The organism is Nocardiopsis sp. iso_25, from assembly GCF_056173305.1.
The window spans coordinates 4,205,063-4,228,085 of record NZ_CM149667.1 but is presented as its reverse complement, the minus strand read 5'-3'; the positions used below and the strand labels follow the sequence as shown (position 1 = coordinate 4,228,085).

21 protein-coding genes are annotated in these 23,023 nt (G+C 72.2%); 9 read left to right on the top strand and 12 right to left on the bottom strand.

From position 1 onward, the window contains the following. The first annotated feature begins 33 nt into the window (after window positions 1-33). Window positions 34-465 carry a hypothetical protein gene (locus tag AC0VX6_RS18170; protein WP_268742141.1) on the top strand — a complete coding sequence of 144 codons (432 nt, stop codon included), beginning with the start codon at window positions 34-36 and terminating at the stop codon, window positions 463-465. A 109-nt stretch (window positions 466-574) separates the two neighbouring features. Here the strand turns inward: AC0VX6_RS18170 and AC0VX6_RS18165 are convergent, their stop codons facing one another. The 10 genes from AC0VX6_RS18165 to AC0VX6_RS18120 all read right to left on the bottom strand — a co-directional run bounded on the left by AC0VX6_RS18165 (window position 575) and on the right by AC0VX6_RS18120 (window position 12,215). Then, window positions 575-1,360 carry a GntR family transcriptional regulator gene (locus AC0VX6_RS18165; RefSeq protein WP_274973876.1) on the bottom strand — a complete coding sequence of 262 codons (786 nt, stop codon included), beginning with the start codon at window positions 1,358-1,360 and terminating at the stop codon, window positions 575-577. Between the two features lie 174 nt (window positions 1,361-1,534). Beyond that, entirely contained in the window at window positions 1,535-2,344 is an 810-nt protein-coding gene (locus AC0VX6_RS18160; RefSeq protein WP_475465367.1) for a dihydrofolate reductase family protein, read from the bottom strand. Window positions 2,345-2,633: 289 nt separating this feature from the next. After that, a complete protein-coding gene (gene glgX / locus AC0VX6_RS18155; RefSeq protein ID WP_274973874.1) occupies window positions 2,634-4,796 on the bottom strand; it encodes a glycogen debranching protein GlgX in 2,163 nt (720 codons plus the stop codon). A 436-nt stretch (window positions 4,797-5,232) separates the two neighbouring features. Further along, window positions 5,233-6,864, bottom strand: coding sequence for an acyl-CoA dehydrogenase family protein (locus tag AC0VX6_RS18150; RefSeq protein WP_475465366.1), 1,632 nt, complete (start codon window positions 6,862-6,864; stop codon window positions 5,233-5,235). 361 nt (window positions 6,865-7,225) lie between these two features. Further along, entirely contained in the window at window positions 7,226-7,915 is a 690-nt protein-coding gene (locus AC0VX6_RS18145; protein WP_475465365.1) for a pyridoxine/pyridoxamine 5'-phosphate oxidase, read from the bottom strand. 411 nt (window positions 7,916-8,326) lie between these two features. After that, window positions 8,327-9,118: a sirohydrochlorin chelatase gene (locus tag AC0VX6_RS18140; protein WP_475465364.1), complete on the bottom strand. Its 792-nt coding sequence runs from the start codon at window positions 9,116-9,118 to the stop codon at window positions 8,327-8,329. Window positions 9,119-9,218: 100 nt separating this feature from the next. Beyond that, the gene (locus AC0VX6_RS18135; RefSeq protein WP_274973870.1) at window positions 9,219-9,923 is read right to left on the bottom strand and encodes a phosphoadenylyl-sulfate reductase; all 705 of its coding nucleotides are present in this window, start codon (window positions 9,921-9,923) and stop codon (window positions 9,219-9,221) included. Then, window positions 9,920-10,126: a hypothetical protein gene (locus AC0VX6_RS18130; protein ID WP_013153834.1), complete on the bottom strand. Its 207-nt coding sequence runs from the start codon at window positions 10,124-10,126 to the stop codon at window positions 9,920-9,922. The genes AC0VX6_RS18135 and AC0VX6_RS18130 overlap by 4 nt, the downstream gene beginning before the upstream one ends. A 122-nt stretch (window positions 10,127-10,248) precedes the next feature. After that, window positions 10,249-11,946, bottom strand: coding sequence for a nitrite/sulfite reductase (locus tag AC0VX6_RS18125; protein ID WP_274973869.1), 1,698 nt, complete (start codon window positions 11,944-11,946; stop codon window positions 10,249-10,251). Between the two features lie 179 nt (window positions 11,947-12,125). After that, window positions 12,126-12,215, bottom strand: coding sequence for a putative leader peptide (locus AC0VX6_RS18120; protein ID WP_017564358.1), 90 nt, complete (start codon window positions 12,213-12,215; stop codon window positions 12,126-12,128). Between the two features lie 128 nt (window positions 12,216-12,343). Between AC0VX6_RS18120 and AC0VX6_RS18115 the strand changes: the two genes are divergently transcribed. The 5 genes from AC0VX6_RS18115 (at window position 12,344) to AC0VX6_RS18095 (ending at window position 17,438) form a co-directional block, all read left to right on the top strand. Beyond that, the gene (locus tag AC0VX6_RS18115) at window positions 12,344-13,354 is read left to right on the top strand and encodes a YihY/virulence factor BrkB family protein (protein WP_475465363.1); all 1,011 of its coding nucleotides are present in this window, start codon (window positions 12,344-12,346) and stop codon (window positions 13,352-13,354) included. 140 nt (window positions 13,355-13,494) lie between these two features. Further along, window positions 13,495-13,968, top strand: coding sequence for a hypothetical protein (locus tag AC0VX6_RS18110; RefSeq protein ID WP_274973867.1), 474 nt, complete (start codon window positions 13,495-13,497; stop codon window positions 13,966-13,968). Continuing rightward, window positions 13,965-14,738, top strand: a complete 774-nt coding sequence (locus AC0VX6_RS18105) for a hypothetical protein (protein ID WP_475465361.1) — start codon at window positions 13,965-13,967, stop codon at window positions 14,736-14,738. Before AC0VX6_RS18110 ends, AC0VX6_RS18105 begins: the two co-directional genes overlap by 4 nt. 393 nt (window positions 14,739-15,131) lie before the next feature. Then, entirely contained in the window at window positions 15,132-16,610 is a 1,479-nt protein-coding gene (locus AC0VX6_RS18100) for a hypothetical protein (RefSeq protein ID WP_475465360.1), read from the top strand. Window positions 16,611-16,640: 30 nt separating this feature from the next. Further along, window positions 16,641-17,438, top strand: coding sequence for a hypothetical protein (locus tag AC0VX6_RS18095; RefSeq protein ID WP_475465358.1), 798 nt, complete (start codon window positions 16,641-16,643; stop codon window positions 17,436-17,438). 136 nt (window positions 17,439-17,574) lie between these two features. Here the strand turns inward: AC0VX6_RS18095 and AC0VX6_RS18090 are convergent, their stop codons facing one another. Beyond that, on the bottom strand, window positions 17,575-18,771 hold the full coding sequence (locus AC0VX6_RS18090; protein WP_274973863.1) for an MFS transporter: 1,197 nt from the start codon (window positions 18,769-18,771) through the stop codon (window positions 17,575-17,577). Between the two features lie 446 nt (window positions 18,772-19,217). Between AC0VX6_RS18090 and AC0VX6_RS18085 the strand changes: the two genes are divergently transcribed. After that, the gene (locus AC0VX6_RS18085) at window positions 19,218-19,778 is read left to right on the top strand and encodes a GNAT family N-acetyltransferase (RefSeq protein ID WP_212643762.1); all 561 of its coding nucleotides are present in this window, start codon (window positions 19,218-19,220) and stop codon (window positions 19,776-19,778) included. A 130-nt stretch (window positions 19,779-19,908) separates the two neighbouring features. Further along, complete coding sequence (locus tag AC0VX6_RS18080; protein WP_274973862.1) at window positions 19,909-21,264, top strand: phosphoribosyltransferase family protein; 1,356 nt, start codon at window positions 19,909-19,911, stop codon at window positions 21,262-21,264. A gap of 180 nt (window positions 21,265-21,444) precedes the next feature. Here AC0VX6_RS18080 and AC0VX6_RS18075 read toward each other — a convergent pair whose 3' ends face one another. Then, window positions 21,445-21,744: a WhiB family transcriptional regulator gene (locus AC0VX6_RS18075; RefSeq protein ID WP_013153824.1), complete on the bottom strand. Its 300-nt coding sequence runs from the start codon at window positions 21,742-21,744 to the stop codon at window positions 21,445-21,447. 803 nt (window positions 21,745-22,547) lie between these two features. Here AC0VX6_RS18075 and AC0VX6_RS18070 point away from each other — a divergent pair. Next, window positions 22,548-22,955: a YccF domain-containing protein gene (locus tag AC0VX6_RS18070; protein ID WP_047868315.1), complete on the top strand. Its 408-nt coding sequence runs from the start codon at window positions 22,548-22,550 to the stop codon at window positions 22,953-22,955. Window positions 22,956-23,023: the final 68 nt, after the last annotated feature.

Genomic DNA, 23,023 nt, shown 5'->3' with positions numbered 1-23,023 from the left:
CAGTGGTCGAACGGTGCACTTGAGGCAGGTGACATGACCGTTACAACGCATCAGGCACTCGGAGTAAGCAGGCGACCGCTGCGCGTGGGCAGGATTCGATACGGACTGTGGTGGCTCGACCAGAACACCGCGGGAGCGCGGTCCCTGGTGAGGACCGTCGCAGACGGAGCGGCCACCACCGGCCGTGAGCTTCGCTGGGCCGCCGAGCTCAGCGTCCGCTCCACGGTCGTGCGGGCCGACCGCGCCCGGCCCGAACCCTGGAGCGAACGCACGCTGCTGTTCGCCGCCGCGGCCGTCGCCGTGTGCGCGCTGGCGGTCGCGCTCGTCCTGGGGTTCGGTATGGCGCGGTGGGCCATGACCGCGTCGGACTCCCTGCCCTTCGCCGCCGCCGGTGCACTGGCGGTGGGACTCGTCCTCCTGCCGTTGGCGTACCTGGTGTTCGCCTCCAGACGAGGCGGTCGCTGAAGTCGGTCCGAGAGGGGGAGGGGCGCCGGAGCGGCGTCCCTCCCTCCGTTTTCGCGGGCTCGGGGGCGCGCGGCGCGGCCCCGGGAGCGAGCTGGGACGAGGACCCGGCTCAGGCGTCGAAGTCGTACCGCAGCACGTAGGCGGAGCCGTCCATGGTGATCTCGTTGAACTCCACCGGCCGGTGGTCGGCGGTCAGCGCGGTGCGCGCCACCTCCAGCACCGGGGTCCCGGGGGCGAGTTCCAGCACCTCGTTCTCCTCGGGGGTGGGCATGCGCACCCGGATCTCCTCGGTGAAGTGCGCCGGGGCGTGCCCCAGTTCGGCCAGGCGCGCGTAGATGCCCCCGGGCCCGCTGTCGTAGTCGCGCACGCGCCGGGCCGACGGCTCCCCGCCGTCCCCCAGCACAGCCAGGGGCAGGTGCGAGACGGCCTGCTGCACCGGACGCCCGTCCACGAGGTAGCGGCGCGAGCGCCGCACGACCCCGGCCCCCTCGGCCAGACCCAGCGCGCGCGCCACGTGCGCGGCGGGCGCCGACTCGTCCACGCGCAGGCTGTCCACCTCGTACTCGCGGTCCTCGCTGTCGACCTGCCAGATCGCGCGCCCGCTGCCCCACAGGTCATGGGACAGCCGCCGGGCGCCGTGTCTTCGCAGGGGCCGGAACAGGCGGACGTAGATGCCCGAGCCGCGCACGGCCACGGCCAGGCCCTCGTTGATCAGTACGGAGAGCGCCTGCCTCGCGGTGGCCCGTGCGACGCCGTGGCGTTCCATGAGGGTGTTCTCCCCGGGCAGGCGGTCGCCGTCGGCGTACCGTCCGGAGCGGATCTGTTCGCGTAGTTCCTCGGCTATCCCGCGATAGACCGGAGGGGATCCGTTTTCGGACGTCGGCACCACGTTCATCCTCTCGGCCGGGGGGCCAAGCCGGTAAGCCCCGTCAATGCGGTGTGTCCTGGGTCCAGCAGCGGTGTTTCCAGTGGAGGGCACACCTCGGGTATGTCCGGTTGCGGGATGGTTCATGCGTGTTTGTGGGGCGACCGAAACCGAGCGGTTACCGGTGTGTCCTCCGCGGACGCCCTATTCCCTGACGTAACGCGCGAACAGGCTCCCCTCCGCCTCCAGCAGGTGCGCCATCCGCACGGGCGTGCTCCGCGCGCCGGTGGCGGGCTCCGGCGCTCCGGGAGCCCCCGGCCCTCCCGCCACGATGCGCGGCGGTCCCGCTCCCAGCAGGTGCGGACTCAGGGTCAGGCACAGCTCGTCCAGCAGCCCCGCCGCCACGAACTCCGACAGCAGGTGCGGGCCGCCCTCGGTCAGCACGCGGTGCAGCCCCCGCTCGGCCAGGGCGTCCACGATGTGCGCGGGCGTCACCGAGTCCCCCTCGACCACCACCAGGTCGGCGCGTGCGGCCACCTCGCGGCGCCGGTCCGCGGGGGCGCCGCCCGTGGTGAACACCAGGGTGCGCGCGTGCGGCGGCGCCTCGGTGAGCAGATCGGCGGGCAGGTCGAGGGAACGGGAGACCACCGCCACGGCCGGTGTCCGCGCCCGTCCCCCGCGCAGCCCCTCCCACGCCCTGCGGACGCGGACCGGTCCGTACCCCTCCACGCGCGCCGTGGCCGCGCCCACCAGCACCACGTCGCACAGGGCGCGCAGCGCGCCCATGATCCTGCGGTCGGGCGCCGAGGACAGGTCCCTGCTGCGCCCCGAGGGGCCCACGGCGCCTCCGTCGGCGCTGGCCACCATGTTGGCGCGCACCCAGGGGCGGTCCAGGTCGGCGGGGTAGGCGTAGGCGGCGGCCGGGTCCGCGTCCGCGCCGCCGGGGACGGGCAGCAGTTGCCGGAACGCGATGGGGGCGGCGGGGGCGTCCGCGCCGGTGTGTGTACTCGACATGGTCACCCAGAGTAGGCGGTGGTCCTGGGCACCCCGAGGAGGGGGGCGCGAGCCCCCCTGCCCAGCCTTTTTCATCCAGCATCTCCAACGCGCCGTGCCGCCGCCAGAGCGGATCTTTTCCTGTGGACAACAGGGAGGCGGCGTGCACGCCGACGGGCCCCGGCCGAACCGGCTTTTCCGTGGCCCCCGTTAGTGTCCTCGTGCGTCTTCGTATTCCACCGGCCGTCCACGCCGACGGGCCCCGGCAGCTCCCGACAGGGAGCTTCCGGGGCCCGTGTGCCCGAACCCCTCAGAACCGGGAGGACGGCGTGTGCTTGTGCGACACCCGGCGCAGCAGCAGCAGCGCCCGGTCGATCACCCGCACCGGACCGGAGGCCGCCACGAACGGCCGTCCCTCCACGTCGGGCTCGGCGGTGTCCAGCACGGTCTCCCAGGCCGTGCCGTACTCGGTGCCCGGAACGGTGAAGTCCACCGTCTCCGGGCCGCTGTTGAGCAGCAGCAGGAACGAACTGTCCCTGATCCGCCGACCGCGCGGGTCGGGCTCGGTGATGGCGTCCCCGTTGAGGAACACGCCCAGGGCCTGGCCCGTGGAGTTCCAGTCGTCGCCGGTCATCTTCTTTCCGTTCGGGCGCAGCCACACGATGTCGGGCAGCCCCCTCTTCCCTGCCTTGGCGCCGCCCACCGGGCTGCCCCGGAAGAACCGGCGGCGCCGGAACACCGGGTGGTCGCGGCGCAGCCGCGCCAGCCCGCGCACGTAGTCCAGCAGGTCGTTGTCGGGCTCCTCGTCCTCACCGAGCCCGGCGCCCTTCCAGTCGATCCAGGCGATCTCGTTGTCCTGGCAGTAGGCGTTGTTGTTGCCGTTCTGGGTGCGTCCCACCTCGTCACCGTGGGAGAGCATCACCACCCCCTGCGACAGGTACAGGGTGGTGAGGAAGTTGCGCACCTGGCGGCGGCGCAGCGTGATGATCTCGGGGTCCTCGGTGGGCCCCTCCACACCGTGGTTCCAGGACCGGTTGTCGTCGGTGCCGTCCCGGTTGTCCTCGCCGTTGGCCTCGTTGTGCTTGCGGTCGTAGGACACCAGGTCGGCCATAGTGAAGCCGTCGTGGCAGGTGATGAAGTTGATGGAGGCCACCGGACGGCGGCCGTCGTCCTGGTACAGGTCGCTGGACCCGGCCAGGCGCGAGGCCAGCTCGCCCACCACGGGCTCGCCCCGCCAGTAGTCGCGCACGGTGTCGCGGTACTTGCCGTTCCACTCGGTCCACAGCGGCGGGAAGTTGCCCACCTGGTAGCCGCCCGGGCCCACGTCCCAGGGTTCGGCGATCAGCTTGACCTGCGAGATCACCGGGTCCTGCTGGACGATGTCGAAGAACGTGCTCAGCCGGTCCACGTCGTGGAACTCGCGGGCCAGGGCCGAGGCGAGGTCGAAGCGGAACCCGTCCACGTGCATCTCCAGGACCCAGTACCGCAGCGAGTCCATGATCAGCTGCAACGAGTGCGGATGGCGCACGTTCAGGCTGTTGCCGCAGCCGGTGTAGTCGAGGTAGTAGCGCTGGTCCTCGTCGCTGACCCGGTAGTAGCTGAGGTTGTCGATGCCGCGCAGCGACAGCGTGGGCCCCATGTGGTCGCCCTCGGCGGTGTGGTTGTACACCACGTCGAGCAGCACCTCGATGCCCGCCTCGTGCAGCGACTTGACCATCGCCTTGAACTCCTGGACCTGCTGCCCGCGCGAGCCGCGCGCCGCGTACCCGCTGTGCGGGGCCAGGAAGGCCAGGGTGTTGTACCCCCAGTAGTTGGTCAGCCCCCGGGCCACCATGGCGTGCTCGGGCACGAAGTGGTGCACGGGCATGAGTTCGACCGCCGTCACCCCCAGCGAGGTGAGGTAGTCGATCATCACCGGGTGCGCCAGCCCCGAGTAGGTGCCCCGCTGGTGTTCGGGGATGCCCGGGTGGCGCATGGTGAGCCCGCGTACGTGCGCCTCGTAGATCACCGTGCGGTGGTAGGGCGTACGGGGCCGGGACTCGTTGCCCCAGTCGAAGAACGGGCTGACCACCACGCACTTGGGCACGTAGGGCGCGCTGTCCTTGGTGTTCCTGCGCTCCGGCGCGGCGAAGTGGTAGCTGAACAGGGATTCGTGCCAGGTGAGGTTGCCGTTCAGCGCCTTCGCGTAGGGGTCGGTGAGCAGTTTGTTCGGATTGCACCGCAGCCCCTGCTCCGGGGCGTAGGGCCCGTGGACGCGGTACCCGTACTGCTGTCCCGGCCCGACGCCGGGAAGGTAACCGTGCCAGACGAAACCGTCGTACTCGGTCAGCGGTATACGCGTCTCCTCGCCGTCGTCGTCGAACAGGCACAGGTCCACCTGTTCGGCGGCCTCGGAGAACAGGGAGAAATTGGTGCCGGACCCGTCGTAGGTCGCACCGAGCGGATAGGAGCTACCTGGCCAGACTTCCACCATAGGCGTCGTCAGTCTCTTGGTATCAGGGCTTTCGGAAGGGGCGCTTCGCACCCGCGTGCCTCCGGCCTTCCCGGAGGGTCTGCGCGGGCCCGCTCCCCGTCCGGAAGCAGGCGGTCGTGGTCTGTGACGACTTCTTTGTTCCGCTCCGGACGCCGAAGTATGCCGAACTGGCCGATGATCATTCATCGGCCGTCCCTCTTGCGGGTTTTTGTGGGAATTATCAGGGTTAAGGGTGGTAATCGGGATTTATGGGGTTAAGAAATAGTGTCCGTGTGCTCTCAGCGCGCCTCGGTTTCCCCTCGCGTCCAGCGCGCTCCGGGGCCGGTACGACCGGGGCCGTACAGGGGCGCACGGACCCGGCCCCCCACCGGTGCCCGCCGTACCCGCGACAGAGCGCCCCCGGCCCTCTCCGCGCGGCGGGGGCGCGCCCCCGGCCTCACCGGCTCGGTCGGGCCCGGTCCAGGATCAGCTCGGTGTCCACCCCTCTGGGCAGGGTGCCGAACACGTGCCCCCACTCGCCACCCAGACGCGAGGCGGTGAACGCCTCGGCGACCGGGGTGGGCGCGTGGCGCAGCAGCACCGACGCCTGCAGGACCAGCGCCATCAGCTCCACCACCGTCCGCGCCCGGTACTGCGCCTCCTCCGGGTCGCCCAGGGCCTGCTCCAACCGCTTGACCGCCGCGTCGTAGTGGTCGTCCACGCCCGCGGCCGCGCGCAGCTCCGACAGGAAGGCCTCCAGCGACTCGGGGCTGCGGCCCATCGCGCGCAGCACGTCCAGCGCGGCCACGTTGCCCGAGCCCTCCCAGACGGAGTTGAGCGGGGAGTCCCGGAACAGCCGGGGCATCCCCGACTCCTCCACGTACCCGTTGCCGCCCAGGCACTCCAGCGCCTCGGCGGCGTGCGCGGGCTGGCGCTTGGTCACCCAGAACTTGCCCACGGCCACCCCCAGGCGGCGGAAGGCCGCCTCGGTCTCGTCCCCGCGCACCGCGCGGTCCACGGCACCGGCCAGACGGGTCATCAGCGCCGTCGCCGCCTCCGACTCCAGCGCCAGGTCGGCGAGCACGTTGCGCATCAGCGGCTGCTCGACCAGCACCCCGCCGAAGGCGCTGCGGTGCTCGGCGTGGTGCAGGGCGTGCACCACCGCGGCGCGCATGCCCGCGGCCGAGCCGATCACGCAGTCGAGCCGGGTGCTGTTGACCATCTCGATGATGGTGGGCACGCCCCTGCCCGGCTCGCCGACCAGATGGGCGACGGCACCGTCGTACTCCAGCTCCGCCGACGCGTTGGAGCGGTTGCCCAGCTTGTCCTTGAGCCGCTGGATGTGCAGCGCGTTGCGGCCGCCGTCCTCCAGCACCCGGGGCACCAGGAAGCAGCTCAGCCCCTCGGGCGCCTGCGCCAGCGTGAGGAAGAAGTCGCTCATCGGCGCCGAGGTGAACCACTTGTGCCCGGTCAGCACGTGGTGCCCCTCGGCGGTGGGGACCGCGCGGGTGGTGCTGGCGCGCACGTCCGAGCCGCCCTGCTTCTCGGTCATCGACATGCCGGCGAGGAGCCCGCGCTTGGTGTGCGGCGCCCGCAGCCCGAAGTCGTAGACGGGTGCGGTGAGCAGCGGCTCGTACCGCCGCGCCAGTTCGGGGGAGTGGCGCAGGGCCGGGACCGCTGCGTAGGTCATCGACACCGGGCACCCGTGGCCCGCCTCGGGCTGGGACCACAGGAAGAACTTGGCGGCGCGGGCCACGTGCGCGCCCGGGCGCCCGTCCGCCCACGGCGCGGCGTGCATGCCGTGCTCCACCGCCTGGTCCATGAGCACGTGGTAGGCGGGCTGGTAGTCGACCTCGTCCACCCGGTGGCCGTAGCGGTCGTGGGTGCGCAGCACCGGCGGGTAGGCGTTGGCGGACTCGCCCCAGGCGCGGACCCGCTCCGAACCGGCCGCGTCGCCGACCTCGCGCACCTCGGCCTCGGCCCATCCGGCGCCCTCGCGCCGCAGGCCCTCCACGAGCGCCGGGTCCTCCGCCGCCGCGTAGTCGCCGAGCGGGGGCGCCTGGTTGAACACCTCGTGTGTGGGGGGCACGGCGGCCACCTCTTTTCGTTGCTGGTCGTGGGCGGTCGGAGTGCGGGAATCCTATCCCCGGACGGCACACCGAACAGAACCGGGTTCGGTCACGCTTGGGTCCCGGGCCGGTGAGCCGGTTCCGGGGACGGCGGGTGCGGTCATGGCAGCCCGTGGGTCCGTGCCCGTCCCGGTGACCGCTGGACGGGACCGGGGTCGTGTCTGTTCCCGGAGACGACGGACACGGGCGCCAGAAGGGCTCCGACTACGACTGTGGCGGGAGCCAGCACGGCGATCCCTCCGCGACCCGTTCCGGAGCCCGTCCTTCCGGGCGGCGTCGCGGTACGGTGCTCTCCCTCCCCGCCGCGACGCCTTCGCCCGGTCACGGCCAGAGCAGGCCGCGTTCCCAGGACGCGTCCGCGCCCGGGCGGGCGTAGCGCAGGCGCGTGTGGCGGCGGTCCCGGTCGGCCTGCCAGAACTCCACCTCGACCGGTCGGACCAGGTACAGGCCCCAGTCCCCGGGAACCAGCTCCGGATCGCGCTCCAGCCGCTCCCGGCTCTCCCGCGCCACGCGGTCCACGTCCGCGAGGTCGTCCATGGGCTCGCTCTGTCTGCCGTGCAGACCGGCCACCCGCGACTCCAGCGGTCGCGCCAGGTAGTCGGCGGCGCACCGCTCCGGGGAGGCCAGCTCCGCCCGCCCGCGCACCCGCACCTGACGGCCCTGCCCGATCCAGTGGAACAGCAGCGCCACCGCGGGGTTGCGGGCCAGCTCCCGCCCCTTGCGCGAGCCGGTCGTGGTGGCGAACCACCAGCCCTCGGGCGTGAAGTCCTTCATGATGACCACGCGGGCCGACGGAGCCCCCGCCTCGTCCACGGTCGTGACCGTCATCGCGTGCGGCTCGGCCACACCGCTCTCGACCGCCCCGGAGAACCACTCCGGGAACAGCTCCGCCGGGTCCTCGGGCGCCGCTCCGGGGTCGAACTCCGGCAGTGCCCCCGAGAACACCGGCAGTCCCCGCAACAGGTCCCGGACACCGCCGCGCACCACACTCCGCCCCTCTGACACGGACACCCCCACGATCCCTCGGTCGGCCGGCGCGCGTTCGCGACGCCCACCTCCGATTCTTCTGGGCCGCGGCCGCGCGGACAAGCCGCTTCCCGCGGTTGTGGACAACCGCGGGCGGCCCCCTCGGGGCGCGGAGGGGGAGGAGCCGGAAGGCGGCCGGTTCCCGTCGTCTGGCCGGTTCCCGCGTTCGCCCCGCCTGGCGGCAATCCCGCCCGTGGCAACGCGAACGGGCGGACCGCCCAGCGGACCGCCCGTTCGCCCCTCCGTCCCGCGCGCCCTGCTCCCCGCCGCGCGCCCTGTTCCGCGCCGCCCGACCTGTTCCGTTCCGTCCGGACGCGCACCTCCACGGCGCGGACGCCGGACACCGCGGCCGACGGCTTTCCCGCCACGGCCGGACGGCGACCCGCGCCCCGCGCCTCAGCGGGAGCTGGTCGCGTGCCGCGACGCCACCGCGGCGTCGTAGCGGTCCAGCACCACCCCTGCCATCTCGGGCACGTCCCCCAGCGCCTCGGACACCGCGTACGCACCCGCCTCCAGCGACCGGGCGCGCACCCGGTCGGCGAAGAACCCCGGCGCCAGCAGGTAGGTGGCCACGGCCACCCGCGACGCCCCCCGCTCGCGCAGGGCGGCCACCGCCTCCCCCGGACCGGGGGAGGCTGCGGACGCGTAGGCCGCCACGACCTCCCGCCAGGGGCCGCGCCCGGCCAGCTCGGCGGCCATCGCCGCCACGGTCGCGTTCGCCCCGGGGTCGCTGGAACCGGCCGAGGCCAGCACCAGCGCCGTGCCGGGGTCAGGGCGCACCCCCGCCTCGTCCAGACGCCGCTCCACCGCCTCCGTCAGCATCGGGTGCGGGCCCAGGGTGTCGGCGTAGCGCACCCGCAGCCACGGGCTGCGCCCGCGCGCGTCCGCCAGAACCTTCGGCAGGTCCACCTTGCTGTGGTAGGCCGCCGTCAGCAGCGTCGGCAGCACCACCGCCTCACCCGCCCCGCGCGCGGCCAGCTCCTCCAGAGCGTCCCGCGCGGAGGGCGCCACGTGGTCCAGGTAGGACACGCGCACGTCGAGCTCCGGCCGCAGCGACCGCACCCGGTCGAACACCGCCGACACGGCCCGCGCCGACCTCGGGTCCGCGCTGCCGTGCGCCACCGCCAGCAGGGGCACGCCCCCGTCCCGGCCTCCGCCGCCGCGCGTTCCGGTTCCGCCCACCGTCATGGCCGTCCTCCTCCTCGCCTCCGAGCACCGCCGCCCCCGGCACCGCCGGAACGCGGCGGAGCCGCAGCCGGGCCGCGCGGCCCGGCCGCCGCTTGCGCCCTCAAACGTGGATTCCGCACTCGGTCTTGCCCGTGCCGGACCACCGGCCGCTGCGCGGGTCCTCTCCCGGGGCCACCCGCCGCGTGCACGGCTCGCAGCCGATCGAGGGGTAGCCGTCGTACTGGAGCGGGTTCACGATGACCCCGTTCTCGGCCATGTAGGCGTCCACCCGGTCCTGGGTCCACCGGGCGATCGGGTTGACCTTGGTCATCCGCCGACGCCGGTCCCACTGCACGACCGGGGTGTCGCGGCGGGTCGCCGAGTCCTCCCGGCGCAGGCCGGTCAGCCACGCGGCGTAGGGCTCCAGGGCCCGCTGGAGCGGCTCGACCTTGCGCAGGTGGCAGCAGATGCCGGGGTCGCGCCCGTGCAGGCGCGGGCCCAGGGCCAGGTCCTGCTCGGCCACCGTGCGGGTGGGCTCGACGTTGACGAGGTTGATGTCGTACACGGAGGCCACGGCGTCACGGGTGCCGATGGTCTCGGGGAAGTGGTAGCCGGTGTCGAGGAAGATGACGTCGATCCCCGGCACCGTCCTGGAGACCAGGTCGACCATGAGCGCGTCGGCCATGGACGAGGTCATGCACAGCTGGTCGCCGAAGGTCTCGGAGGCCCAGGAGATGATCTCAGGGGCGGAGGCCTCCTCCAGTTCACGTGCGGCCCGCTCGGCGAGCTCGGGACCGCCCACGGGGGTGATGGTGGTGGAGTTCATGAGTTCCCTTCCGTCGGTCTGGAGGGGGCGCCTCCCGCGGAGAAGGACGCGGAGCGCAACCCGACGTACTTGACCCGAAACACCCGGGCACAGGACAGGCAGGCCCAGGGGTAACCCTCTCCCTTGACGGCGGCGCCTTCCTCGGGCACGAGGTCCTCGTCGCCGCAGTAGGGGCAGTAGTGGGGTGCGGCCCTCTCGGACACGGCGCACCTCTTCCTCTCGCTCGGGGTCTTCCAGGTCGTTTCGCGGCCGTGGGCCGGTCCGCACGCGGACCGGCCCCGGTGCTGCGGCCGGGGGCCGCGGCGGTCCCGACCGCCCGGACGGACTACTTCAGGTCGGCGTCCTCGGCCCGGCCGACCCAGGAGGCGAACGACTCGCCATCCTCCTTCTGGTCCTGGAACCGGCGCACGACCCGCTCGACGTAGTCGGGCAGTTCGTCGGCGGTGGCCTTGAGTCCGCGGATCTTCTTGCCGAAGGACTGGGTCAGCCCCATGCCGCCGCCCAGGTGGATCTGGTAGCCCTCGACCTGCTCGCCCTCGGAGTTCATGACGAGCTGTCCCTTGAGGCCGATGTCGGCGACCTGGATGCGCGCGCACGAGTTCGGGCAGCCGTTGACGTTGATGGTCAGCGGCTCCTCGAAGTCGGGCAGCCGCTTCTCCAGTTCGTCGATCAGGGTGGCCGCGCGGTCCTTGGTCTCCACGATCGCCAGCTTGCAGAACTCGATGCCGGTGCAGGCCATCGTCTGGCGGCGGAACACGCTCGGGTTGACCTGGAGCCCCTCCGTCTCCAGGGCGGAGGTGATCGAGGCGACCCGGTCCTCCTCCACGTCGAGGATGACCAGCTTCTGGTCGGCGGTGGTGCGGACGCGGTCCGAACCGTGCTCCTCGGCGATGTCGGCGACGCGCAGCAGCGCGGTGCCCGAAACCCGGCCCACCTTGGGCGCGAAGCCCACGTAGAACCTGCCGTCCTTCTGGCGGTGCACGCCCACGTGGTCGCGGCGCAGGCCCGAGTCCAGTTCGACGGCGGGACCGTCGGGCAGGGCGTAGCCCAGGTACTCCTTCTCCAGGACGTCGCGGAACTTCTGCGCGCCCCAGTCCTTGATGAGGAACTTGATCCGGGCGCGGGTGCGCAGGCGCCGGTAGCCGTAGTCGCGGAAGATCCCGCAGACCCCGGCCCACACCTCGCTCACCTGGTCCGGGCGCACGAACGCGCCCAGGCGCTGGGCGAACATCGGGTTCGTGGACAGGCCGCCGCCGACGAACAGGTCGTAGCCCGCCTCGCCCGCCTCGTTGCGCACGCCCGCGAACGCCACGTCGTTGATCTCGTGGTTGACGCAGTGCACCGTGCACCCCGACACCGAGGTCTTGAACTTGCGCGGCAGGTTGGAGTACAGCTCGCTGCCGATGTGGTCGTCGTAGATCTCGCGGATCGCGGGACCCGCGTCGATGACCTCCTCCTCGGCGACCCCGGCCAGCGGACAGCCCAGGATGACGCGCGGGGTGTCGCCGCAGGCCTCCATGGTGGACAGGCCCACCGACTCCAGCTTCTCCCAGATCGCCGGGACGTCCTCCACCCGGATCCAGTGGTACTGGACGTTCTGGCGGTCGGTGATGTCGGCGGTGTCGCGCCCGTAGTCGCGGGAGATCTCGGCGACGGCGCGCAGCTGGGCGACCGTCAGCTGGCCCCCGTCGATGCGCACCCGCAGCATGAAGTAGCGGTCGTCGAGCTCCTCGGGCTCCAGGATGGCGGTCTTGCCGCCGTCGATGCCCGGCGCGCGCTGGGTGTACAGGCCGAACCAGCGGAACCGTCCGCGCAGGTCGGCGGGGTCGATCGAGTCGAACCCGCCCTTGGAGTAGATGTTGATGATCCGATCGCGGACGTTGAGCCCGTCGTCGTTCTTCTTGTTCTCCTCGTTCTTGTTCAGCGGCTCGTGGTAGCCGAGGGCCCACTGGCCCTCACCACGGCGGCGTCGCGGCTTGGCCGCGGTCGCTGTCCTGCCGGGCTGCGCGGAAGAGGGAGGCATCGCGGGTGTCTCCGATGAGGTGTCGCGGGGTGCTCACAGCCCCGGCGCCCGCACCGCATGCCCGCGTCGCGCGCACATCGTCGTGCTGGCGATCGGGTGGGATCCGCGTGTGGGAAGAGGAGAGAAGGCAGGGCGCCGGTGCCGCGCGCACCCCTGGGGTGCGTCAAAGGGCGGTGAGATTAACCGACGCTGCAACAGATGGCGCTGCCGACCCGCAGGAAGTCCACGTGACGGCGCACGTAGAGCATGGGGTCCAGAGCAGCGATCATGTAATGAGAATGTCACGGGCGTCGACGCTTTGTCCAGACGGGGTCTGAGCGCCCCGGAGTGAGTCACGTCACTCGGTACGCGCGCCCGTGGCGCCGGGCGGCCCCTGAGGAGCGCTAACGTTTCCTCCGTGGCGGGTTTCTGGGAGCGGCTGTGGTACGCCGTGGACGGGTGGCTGAGACGTCGTGCCCGCCTGCGCAGCGGGATGCTCCTCGTCCTGCGCACGGTCCGGGCCTTCGCCCGCGACCGGGTCGTCGGGCTGGCCGCCGAGTCGGCCTTCTTCACCCTCATCTCCCTGCCCGCGCTCATGCTGGGCCTCCTGGGCGCTTTGGGCCCGCTGACCGTCGTGCTCGGCGAGGACTTCGTCGAGGAGATCCGGCTGTGGATCCTTGACCTGACCGCGCGGGTGCTGACCCCGGACACGGTGGACAGCGTGGTCGAGCCGCTCGTGGACGACTTCCTCGGGGGAGTGCCGGGCGGAGTCCTGTCGGTGACGTTTCTGGTGTCGCTGTGGTCGGGGTCGCGGGCGATGAACGTCTTCATCCGCTCGATCACGATCTCCTACGGCCTGGACGAGCTGCGCGGCTGGCTGCGCCAGCGGGTGCTGGCCTTCGTCGCCTACCTGGGCGGGCTGCTGTTCGCGATCCTCCTGCTGCCGGTCCTGGTGGCCGGGCCGGACCTGATCAACCGGTTGCTGCCGATGACCGTGGGGCGGCTCAACCTGTTCTACTGGCCGACCGTCGCTCTGCTCGCCGTCGCCGCGGTCACCCTGCTGTACGCCCTGAGCGTGCCGGTGCGCACCCCGTTGTGGCGCCACCTGCCGGGGGCACTGCTGGCCGCGCTGGTGCTGATCACGGGCTCGGTGGCGCTGCGGATCTACCTGGACGCCTCCTTCGGGCAGGTGACCATCTACGGCTCCCTGGCGGCGCCGATCGCCATCCTGGCCTGGCTGTTCGTGATGGCGATCGCCGTGCTGGTGGGGTCGTCCTTCAACGCCGAGATCGACGCGATGTGGCCCATGCCCCGCACGGCCGCCGCCCGGGCGGAGATCGCCAACCGGGACTTCGAGCGGGCCAACCGGCTCGTCCAGCGGCGGGAGCAGGCGTTCATCGACGCGATCGTGGAGAGCAACGGGCACTGACCGGTTCCGGTCGTACTTCGGTGTCCGGAAATTCCGGAAAGTCCTGTCGCGCCGGTAGTTTTGTCGTGCCGTCGGGCGGGAGGCCGCGATCCCGCCGCACCCGAGCCCGGACGGCGCCGCCCGTGAGAGGCCGTCCCCCCATGACCGTTCCCCCACCGGACGCCGTCCCCCCAACGGACGAGGACGACGGTGACTCCGTGCCCGTCACCGTCGAGACCGTGCTCGGCGGCTCGAAGACCATGTTCTACGCCTCGTTCGGCCTGCCCCTGCTGATGCTCACACACACCCTGCGCATGTACCTGAGGAGTGGCAGCGAGATCTACTTCGGGATTTTCATCATGGTGCTGTCGGTCCTGGTCCTGATGCCCCTCCTGTACATGCGCTTCCTCCCGGGGATGATCGAACGGCGGCGGCATCCGACCGGGTCGCCGCTGATGGAGATCATCATGCTGAGCATGTTGTGGGTCGCTGGCGCGCTCTTCCTCCTCGTCGGCGTCTGGGACCTCCGCGCCGGGGCCCTTCCGCTGCCACTGCTGGCCCTCCACCTGGTCGTCCTCGTCCCACCGGCCCTCGGCACGGAGGCCTTCGTGCGCGAACGGCGGTGGCGGTCGTGAGGGCGTCCTTCCTGCTGGTCCAGGAGGCGGGGATCGGCCTGGTGGCGTGCGCCCTGATCGCCGGATGGGTGGGGATCACCGGCAACCCCGTTCCGGTGGCCGCCGGGATCTTCCTCGCGTTCCTGCTGCTCTACCCGGTCGGGCTCTGGGCGGGTACCAACGCGGAACCGACCTCCGGCGAACTCCACCGGATCCACAACTCGCGGCACCCCTTCCGCGTGACGCGTCTGTGGTGGCTTCTGATCGCCTTCCACGGGCTGTTCGCGCTCTTCTCGATCGTCTCCAACGCCGTGTGGACACTGGTGCCGTTGTTGCTGGTCTCCTACGCGGCCTTCGCGCTCTCCCTCGCCGCCGGCAGACGCGAACGCCAACAGCTGCGCGAGGCGCTCGCCCGGCCCGAACTCACCGGCCCCAAGGTCATCGGTATCCGGAGCCCGGAGCAGGTGCCGCCGGGCTGGAGCCCGGTGCTGGTCCACCGCATCGACCGAGGGAGGTTCGACATGCTCGTCGACTACCGGATCCTCGTGGACGGCGACCGGGTCGGCACGCTCGGCCCCGGCCAGACCCTCGTGCTCGGCCTCCCTCCGGGGCCGCACAGCGTCCAGGGCGGCCTCGGCAGGCTCACCAACACCCCCGTCCCCTTCACGGCCGAACCCGGTGCCGCGGTCCACTTCACGGTCGAACCGGCCAGTCCGGACCGCCGGGCCAACGCCGACCGGCGCTCGCGCCCCGGCGAGTACTTCCGCCTCGTCCGGGTTCCGCCCCGGTGAGGCCCTGAGCTGCTACGCGTGCGTCCGGTGGGAACCAGGTGGCCAGATCCGGCCATTTTCGGTGTGAACTAAATATCTTCCCCAGGTGTCCACTCCATGGTGACGGTGATGCCCACGGCACCAGCCGCATCCCATGTTCGGTTGATTCTCCAGGTCACGGAGGGGAGGGCGGGACAACTGCCCCAGGTACGCCGGTCCGTGCGCGCAGTCTCGGCGCATGGCCGGAATAGGCGTGACGAGTGACGATCAGTATGATCTCGTGCAGCACTGACTACGCGTGCGTCGGCACCGTCTCCAGGTAGTCCCCGGCCGCGAACCACCGTCATCGCTGACCTAGGTCCCCGTACCCCCGTACACGAACAGGTCCACGTTCCCCATGCCTTCGGAGGCACCATGAGCCGGGAGTCCCGCCCGGGGCAGTCCCGGCCCACCGCCGTCATCGTCATCGCGCCCGACGAACGCAGCGCCGAGATCCTCGTCGAGGGACGCCGCCAGGTCGTCACGGGTCAGGCGCCCAAGGAGACGCGGCGCGCCGCCCTGGACGTCGCCACCGGCTACGCCGCCAGGATCGGCCAGCCGGTCCTCATCGACGCCCGGGACGCCAACGGCTACTGGCGTCTGGTCGCCACGCCCACGGGCGTGGTGCAGGCCGCCGACCAGGTCGTGGCCGGCCACGAGCCGACGCCGCCGCCTCCTCCTCCCGCCCCGGCCGACCCTCCCGCCAGCGGTGCCGAGACCGGCGCCCGGCCCGAGGCCAAGCCCGAGAAGAAGGGCGGTCGGGCCCTCGTCATCGTGGGCGCCGCCGTGCTCGCCCTGGTGCTGCTCGCCGGTGCGGGCGCCGCGGCCTGGCGCTTCCTGCCCGGCCTCGGCGGGGGCGATGTCGCCGCGGACGTGACCACCCTCAACCACCCCGCGCCGCCCCACTTCTCCACGACCGTCGACTTCAGCGCGCAGGTCGCCCCGGGCAGCCAGCCGGGGGTCGGTCGTAAGGGCGACCTGCTCGCCTACGTCGACCCCGAGCAGCGGCTCAACCTGCTCGACGCCGACGGTGAGCGCCTGTGGACGGCCGACCTGCCCGTGGAGGCCACCGAGGCCCTCGGCGAACTCCGGATCCTGGAGTACGGCGGTGAGCAGGCCGTCGTCATGGAGACCGCCGGAACCCTGTGGTTCTGGCCCGTGGCGGGCGGCGATCCCACCGGTGTGGACCTCCCCGAGAACGCCTCCGTCCAGTACGTGGGCCGCTCCGTGCTCGTGCGCACCGAGGGCGAGGCCTTCGTGCCCGTCGGTGCGGAGCTCCAGCCGGTCCCGGTCCCCGAGGGCTCCGCGCCCATGCTCGCCGACGGGCACAACGTTCTCGCCGCCGTGGTCAACGGACCCTGGACCTGGGTCAGCCCCGGCGACAACCCCGTGCAGGTCACCGCCCAGCGGCCCGACAACGCGGGCGAGATGGAGGCCGTGCTCACCGCGCTGCGCGAGTACGTCATCATCCGCTGGGAGCCCCTGCGGGGCGAGGGCACGGTCCTGGCCTTCCACGACACCCAGGACGGCAGCGTGGTCGGCAGCGCCCAGATCGACCCCGCTGACCTGGAGGACGTGCGCCACCGCTCGGAGGCCGTCGGCACCAGCCTGGTCGCCTACGGACCCGCGGTGATGAACCCCGAGAACGGCCGGACCGCCGTGGTCCCCGGCCTCAAGCCCCAGATCGCGGTCGGCTCCCTCGTCTTCGGCCAGATCGACGGAGCCTCGGTGGCCGTCGACGCCGAGGGCAGGGTCGAGGAGGCCGTGGCCGATTCCGTCCCGCCCATCGGCCTGCTCGGCGAGCGGGCCGTCGTGGTCCACGAGGACCACCTCTATGCCATCCCCTCTGAATAGATGAGTACACGAGAAGAAGAAAGGAGTGGGATGACCCCCAAGAAGCGTGTTTTCACCGTGACCGCGGCCGGCCTGTTCATGGCCGGTTTCTCCGCGGGTCCGGCGTTCGCCGACACCCTGGACGCGACCGCGACCGAGACTGTCAGTGACGCGGGTGCTGTCCTTTCCGACGAGGTCCTGAACGACACCTTCGGCGTTGCTACGCCTCCCGGCCCCGATGACGGCGGTGAAGGCAGCGACCCCGGTACCGATGACCCCGGCCCCGGTAACCCCGGCGGCGGTGACGACGGCGGCGACCCCGGCCCCGGCAACCCCGGTGGCGGCGACGACGGCGGTGGCGACGACGGCGGCGACCCCGGTCCCGGCCCGGACCCCGAGCCGGAGCCGGAGCCCGAGCCGGAACCTGAGCCGGAGCCCGAGCCCGAGCCGGAACCTGAGCCCGAGCCGGAGCCCGAGCCGGAGCCGGAGCCGGAGCCTGAGCCCGAGCCCGGTCCTGGCGACGGTGACGATGGTGACGACGGCGGCAACCCCCCCGGTGACGGTGGTGGCGACGACGGCGGCACGCCCCCTGGTGACGGCGACGGCGGCACCGCTCCCGGTGACGGCGACGAGATCCAGGCCCCCGGTACCACCGCCCCCGGTGGTAGCGCCCCCGAGGCCGCCGCTCCGGTGAGCGAGGGCAACGGCGACAGCGACGACGACGGTGACGAGACCCTCGCCACCACCGGCGTCGACATGCAGGGCTTCGTGCTCGGCGGCGCCGTGGTGACGGGCATCGGCGCTCTGGCCCTGTGGGCCGGGGCCCGCCGTCCGGCTCCGATCGCCTAACGGCATCACCCCGCCGCACGGTCCCTGAGGCCGTACGGCGACGAGGGCCCCCGACCGCCAGGTCGGGGGCCCTCTCACGTGCGCGGGCAGGCGGCCGCGCCGCCCCGGGAGGAACGGCGCTGCGGCCCTTCGGCCCTCACGTGCGCGGACGCAGGGCGAAGGCGAGCAGGAAGGCGCCCACGCCCGCCCCCGCGATCACCCACAGCGCGTTCCCCAGGCTGGAGGAGTCTGCGAGGAAGCCCACCAGCGGCGGGAAGGCCAGGAAGCCCGCGCGGCCCAGCCACCCGACGACGGTGATCCCGTCCCCGGTGCGCACGCCCGGCACGTTCCCCGCCGCCGCCAGGGTCAGCGGGAAGAGCGTGGACACGCCCAGCCCCATCACCCCGAAGCCGATGACCGTGGCCACCGGGTGCGGCACCAGCAGGGCGAACGCGATCCCGCCGGCCGCCAGCAGTCCGCACGCGCGCCCCACGTTGGCCGCGCCGAACCGGTCGGTCACCCGGTCGCCGGCCAGGCGCCCCAGCGTCATCATCGCCTGGCAGGCCACGAACGGCATCGCCGCCAGGAACAGCGACGCCTCCAGCTCCGAGGTCATGTACACCGCGCCCCAGGAGGCGGCGGAATCCTCGATGCCGCCCGCGAACATCAGCAGCACGCCGAGCACCAGCAGGAGCAGCACGGCCCGTCCGGGCACGCGCAGGCGCCGCCCGCTCCCGGCGTCGGTGCCGTCCTCGCGCTCGCTGCTCTCCGGGCCGGGCAGCAGCATCCGGCTCACCGCCAGGTTCACGCACACCAGCACCGCGGTCACGCCGCCCAGGTGCCACAGGATGGGCACGCCGGTACCGGCCATGGCCGCGCCCAGGAGGCCTCCGGCCACCGCGGCCAGGCTCCACAGCGCGTGGAAGGTGTTGATGATGCTGCGTCTGTAGCGCCGCTGGACGCGCAGCCCGTGCGAGTTCTGCGCCGAGTCGGTCCAGGCGTCCGCGCTGCCCAGTACGAACAGCGCCGCCGCCAGCATCCACCAGTTCTGTGCCAGCGCGATGAATGGGAGCGCTCCCAAAGAGATGAGGCTGGTCCCCACCGCGGTCCGGCCGCTGCCGAACCAGTGGATCAGCGGGCCCGCCAGCATGCCGGTCAGGATCGCGCCGGTCGGCATCGCCGCGATCGCCATGCCCAGTTCCGCGTTGCTCAGCCCCAGCTGGGCCTTGAGCACCGGCAGCCACGGAACGGCGTTGGTGTAGGTGAAGCCGTTGACGAAGAAGAGGGTGGATACCGCGACTCTGGCCCTGCGGGCCTCCGGCGGAGGGGACTCGGTTCGGGTCTGGACGTTCACGGCGGCTCCCAGAACGGCTGTCGGTGCGTGCAGATGTTATCGAGTCCGGTCATCGGATGGCAGGCCTTTTCGGCCGCTCCGAACAGGTTCGTCCCGGGGCGCCCCGCCTCACCGACCGTGCGGACGTCCCGCGTCGCTGAGCCGTCGTCCGCGGTGGCACCGCCCCGGCGGGTCCCGCCGGACCCTTCTTGCCTTCGGGTGGAAGAGGAAGTCAAATAGAGGTCCTGCTCCGTCACCGGGCAGGCCCCCGGCCACCCCCGACAGGTCCCGCCTCCACCCCGCCCGACGTCCTCCGCCCCCGGCCCCCGTCCGCCACCGCCTCCAGGTCCCCGACCCGAGCCCCCGCCCAGCGGCCCGCTCCCGCGCAGGGCGTCCAGCCCGCTGTCCGCCGCCTCCCCCACGCCGGGAACCGTGTCCGCACGGCCCGGACGGAACCGGAAGAGCCCATGATCAACACGAGCGCGCTGCGAGAGAAGCCCACACTCACCGGGAGGAGCGTACGCCTGGCGCCCCTGTCGGCCGAGCACACCGACGCCTACTTCGCCGCCAGCCTCGACGAGGAGGTCCGCAGACTCACCGGCACCCACCGGCGCGTCACCTACGCGCAGGCCAAGGAGTGGTGCGAGACCCGCGCGGGCCGCACCGACCGCCTGGACCTGGCCATCACCGCGCCCAAGGACGGGCGCTATCTGGGTGAGCTGTCGCTCTACGCCGTCGAGCCCGACGACGAGAGCGCCGGGTACCGCATCGCCCTGTCCGCGATCGAGTTCACCGGCCGGGGGCTGGGCAGGGAGGCCACCCAGCTCGTGCTGGAGTACGCCTTCGAGCACATCGGCCTGCACCGCGTCTGGCTGTACGTCTACGCCTTCAACATGAGGGCGATCGCCGTCTACCGCTCCTGCGGTTTCGCCGTGGAGGGGCGGATGCGCGACTCCCTGCTGTGGGACGGGCGCCGCTACGACGCGCTGCTGATGGCCGTCTTCCGGAACGGCTTCCGCCGCACCTGAGGGACGGTTTTGCTCGGGCGCGGGGTTGGAACCGCCGTGTCGGGGGGTATCTCGGTACCACTTTCCAGCGGCTCGTCCACACAGCCGAGAGGAGCGGTACCGGGGCCCGTGCCCCGGCGCCGGTGAGGCCATGAACCCAGTACCCGTTTCACTGCCCTTCGCCGACCGGTCGGAGGCGGGACGCCGACTCGCGGAGCGGGTGCGCCCCTTCGCCGTCGACGAACCGCTCGTGCTGGCCCTGCCCCGCGGGGGAGTGCCGGTCGGCGCGGAACTCGCCCTGCGGCTGGGCGCCGACTTCGACGTGCTCATGGTCCGCAAGATCGGCCTGCCCGGACACCCCGAGATGGGGGTCGGCGCCGTCGCCGAGGACGGGCGCGTCCTCTACGACGACCGCGCCCTGGCCCGGCTGCACGTGCCCCGCCAGGCACTGTCCGACACCGTCGCGGCCGAACGCGACGAACTCGACCGCAGGCGCCGCGTCTACCGCGGGGAGCGTCCGCCCCCGCGGATCGCCGGGCGCGACTGCGTGGTGGTGGACGACGGCGTGGCCACCGGGGGCACCGCCCGCGCCGCGCTGCGCATGGTCCGCCAGGCCGGTCCGGCGCGGCTGGTCCTGGCGGTTCCGGTCGCCTCGCCGGAGGCGGTCGCGCTGCTGCGCGAGGAGGCCGACGCCCTGGTGGTGCTCAGCGCGCCGGACAACTTCCGCGCGGTGGGGGAGTGGTACCGCGACTTCGGCCAGCTCTCCGACGACCACGTCACCGCCATCCTCGCCGAGAACGAGCACACGCGGCCGCGCTCGGGCCGGACACGGCACGTGCGGGTGCCCGTGGGAGGGGTCCACCTCGACGGCGACCTCACCGTGCCCGCCCGGACGCGCGGCGCGGTGGTGATGGCCGCGGGGGAGGGGCGCGCGGACGAACGGTGGCGGTCGGTCGCCTCGGTCCTGGGGCAGGCCGGGTACGCCACCCTCCTCATGGATCTGCTGACCGAGCGGGAGCGCTCGTCCGTCTCCTCCGGCACCGCTCCCGACAACGGCCCCGACAGCGCTCCCGACGCCGCCTCCGGCGTCGGCGCCGACGAGCTCGGCGAGCGGTTGGGCGCCGCGGCGGCCTGGCTGCGCCGGACCGCGGACACCGCCGACGAGCCCCTGGGCCTGCTGGCCTCGGGCGACGCCGCGGCCTCGGCCCTGGTCGCCGCGGCCAGGCACCCGCGGGACGTGGCCGCGGTGGTGGCGCACGGGGGTCGGATCGACGTGGCCGAGGCGAGCCTGCCGGACGTGCGGGCGTCGGTCCTGGTGCTGCTGGAGGGGGACGACTCCTTCCTGCGCGAGCTCGGCGAGTGGACGCGCGCCCGGATCGGCGGTTCCACGGACCTGCGGGTGGTGTCGGGGGCCGAGCGGCTGCTCCGCGACTCCCGCGAGTGGCGCAGGGTGGCGGCCGAGGCCCTGGACTGGTTCGACCGGCACCTGGACGCGGGCCGGGGGTGAGGCGCAGCAGGGCCGGACGCGGCCGTGTCCCCTCCGCGGAGGCGGGGCCTTTCAGCGGACCCGGAAGACAACGCCGGGCATGAGAAAACCCGCGGCGCCCTCGACGTTGTTCGTCGGGGCGCCGCGGGTTGTTCGGGGGCCGGGGCCACCGGGGGAGATCCGCCTGCGGGAATTTCCGGACTACGCGGCGTTCGCGCGACGCATGCGGCGACGGCGCTCGGAGGCGCGCTCGTCCTCGTTCAGCCCGCCCCAGGTGCCGTACTTCTCCGGACGCGAGATCGCATAGTCCAGGCAGTCGTTTCGAACCGGGCAGGCCGCACAGATCTCCTTGGCCTTGCGCTCACGGATCTCCCGCTCCGGCTGGCGTTCGCCGTCCGGACCGAAGAAGAGCACAAGGTCCTCGCCCCGGCACGCGGCGGCATCCTGCCACCCCCAGTGCGGGCGGGGGCGCAGCGCGGCCTGCCGACGTACCTGAGACATGCTTGAACCACCTCTACTGAAATCACTAGTAAGCTGTCGGAAAAAGCTTCAGTCACCAAAATTGGTCATGCGGCGCGAGTCACCCCGCACGACGCAAACGCCGAGCGGTGCGAGTGATGTTCCCCGGTGTGGCTGAGACCACGAGAAGCACAGGTACTGCGGCACCGATCCGCCGAGGGGCGGAGTGCTCTCACGCGAACGGCTGCGGAGGCGGTGACGGCCTCCGTCCGAGCCGGTACGTAATCATGCCATCCCTCATCCCGATCATGCACGGGGGGTAGGGAAATTACTCGCACAACCGTTACCGAAACCAGATGACAACTGACCGGTGTGCGGTCTTTTGTCTGAGTTTGTTGTGCATCGCAAGATCTGGGGCCTTGCGAAGGACACAGCACATCGTATGGTGCGATGTCCCTCCTGCCTAGGGGGTCCTCCTGATGTGCGGGTCACATTGCGGTCTGCGCGGAGCTCCCGGTTCGGGCCTGACCGTATGTCCTCACCCTCCGTCGACGCCGTCGGGGAGGACCGACGGTCCCTCCCGCGCCCGCTTCCGGGTGCTCTCCCTCGCGTCCCGTGCCCCTACCCCGATGACGCGCGATCCCCACACGACACGCCGTCCCGCGGCGCACGCGTCGACGCCTCCCGCATGCCTGAAGGCCGCCCCTAGGGGAAGTACCAGGGTGGGGCGTCCGAACGGGTCGTGGTGCGCGGACGTCCCAGACGGTAGAAACAACGGACACGGCCGCTCCGCGGCCACGCGTCCCCGTAAACGGGACACCAACACAAAGGAGGACGAGAACACCGTGGGCCTCTTGCGGTTCATCCTGAACGTCATCTGGATCTTCGTCGCGGGGTTCTGGCTGGCCGTCGGCTACGTCTTCGCGGGCATCATCTGCTGCATCCTCATCGTCACGATCCCCTTCGGCGTCGCCTCGTTCCGCATGGCCAGATACGCGATCTGGCCCTTCGGACGCGATCTCGTGCGCAGGCCCGGCGCGGGCGGGGGCAGCACCTTCCTCAACGTCATCTGGGTGATCGTCGCCGGTTGGTGGCTGGCCCTCGGCCACATCGCCACCGCGATCGGCCTCGCCGTCACTATCATCGGTATCCCCATGGCCTGGGCCTCGCTGAAGATGATCCCCGTGGCCCTCGCGCCCTTCGGCAACGAGATCGTCGAGAGCGGCCGCCCGCGGGAACCCTGGCAGTTCTGACAGCGTTGACCTCCCACCGGGCCCGTGGGAAACACGGGCCCCACTCGCTCGCCCCCCGCGAGAGCACC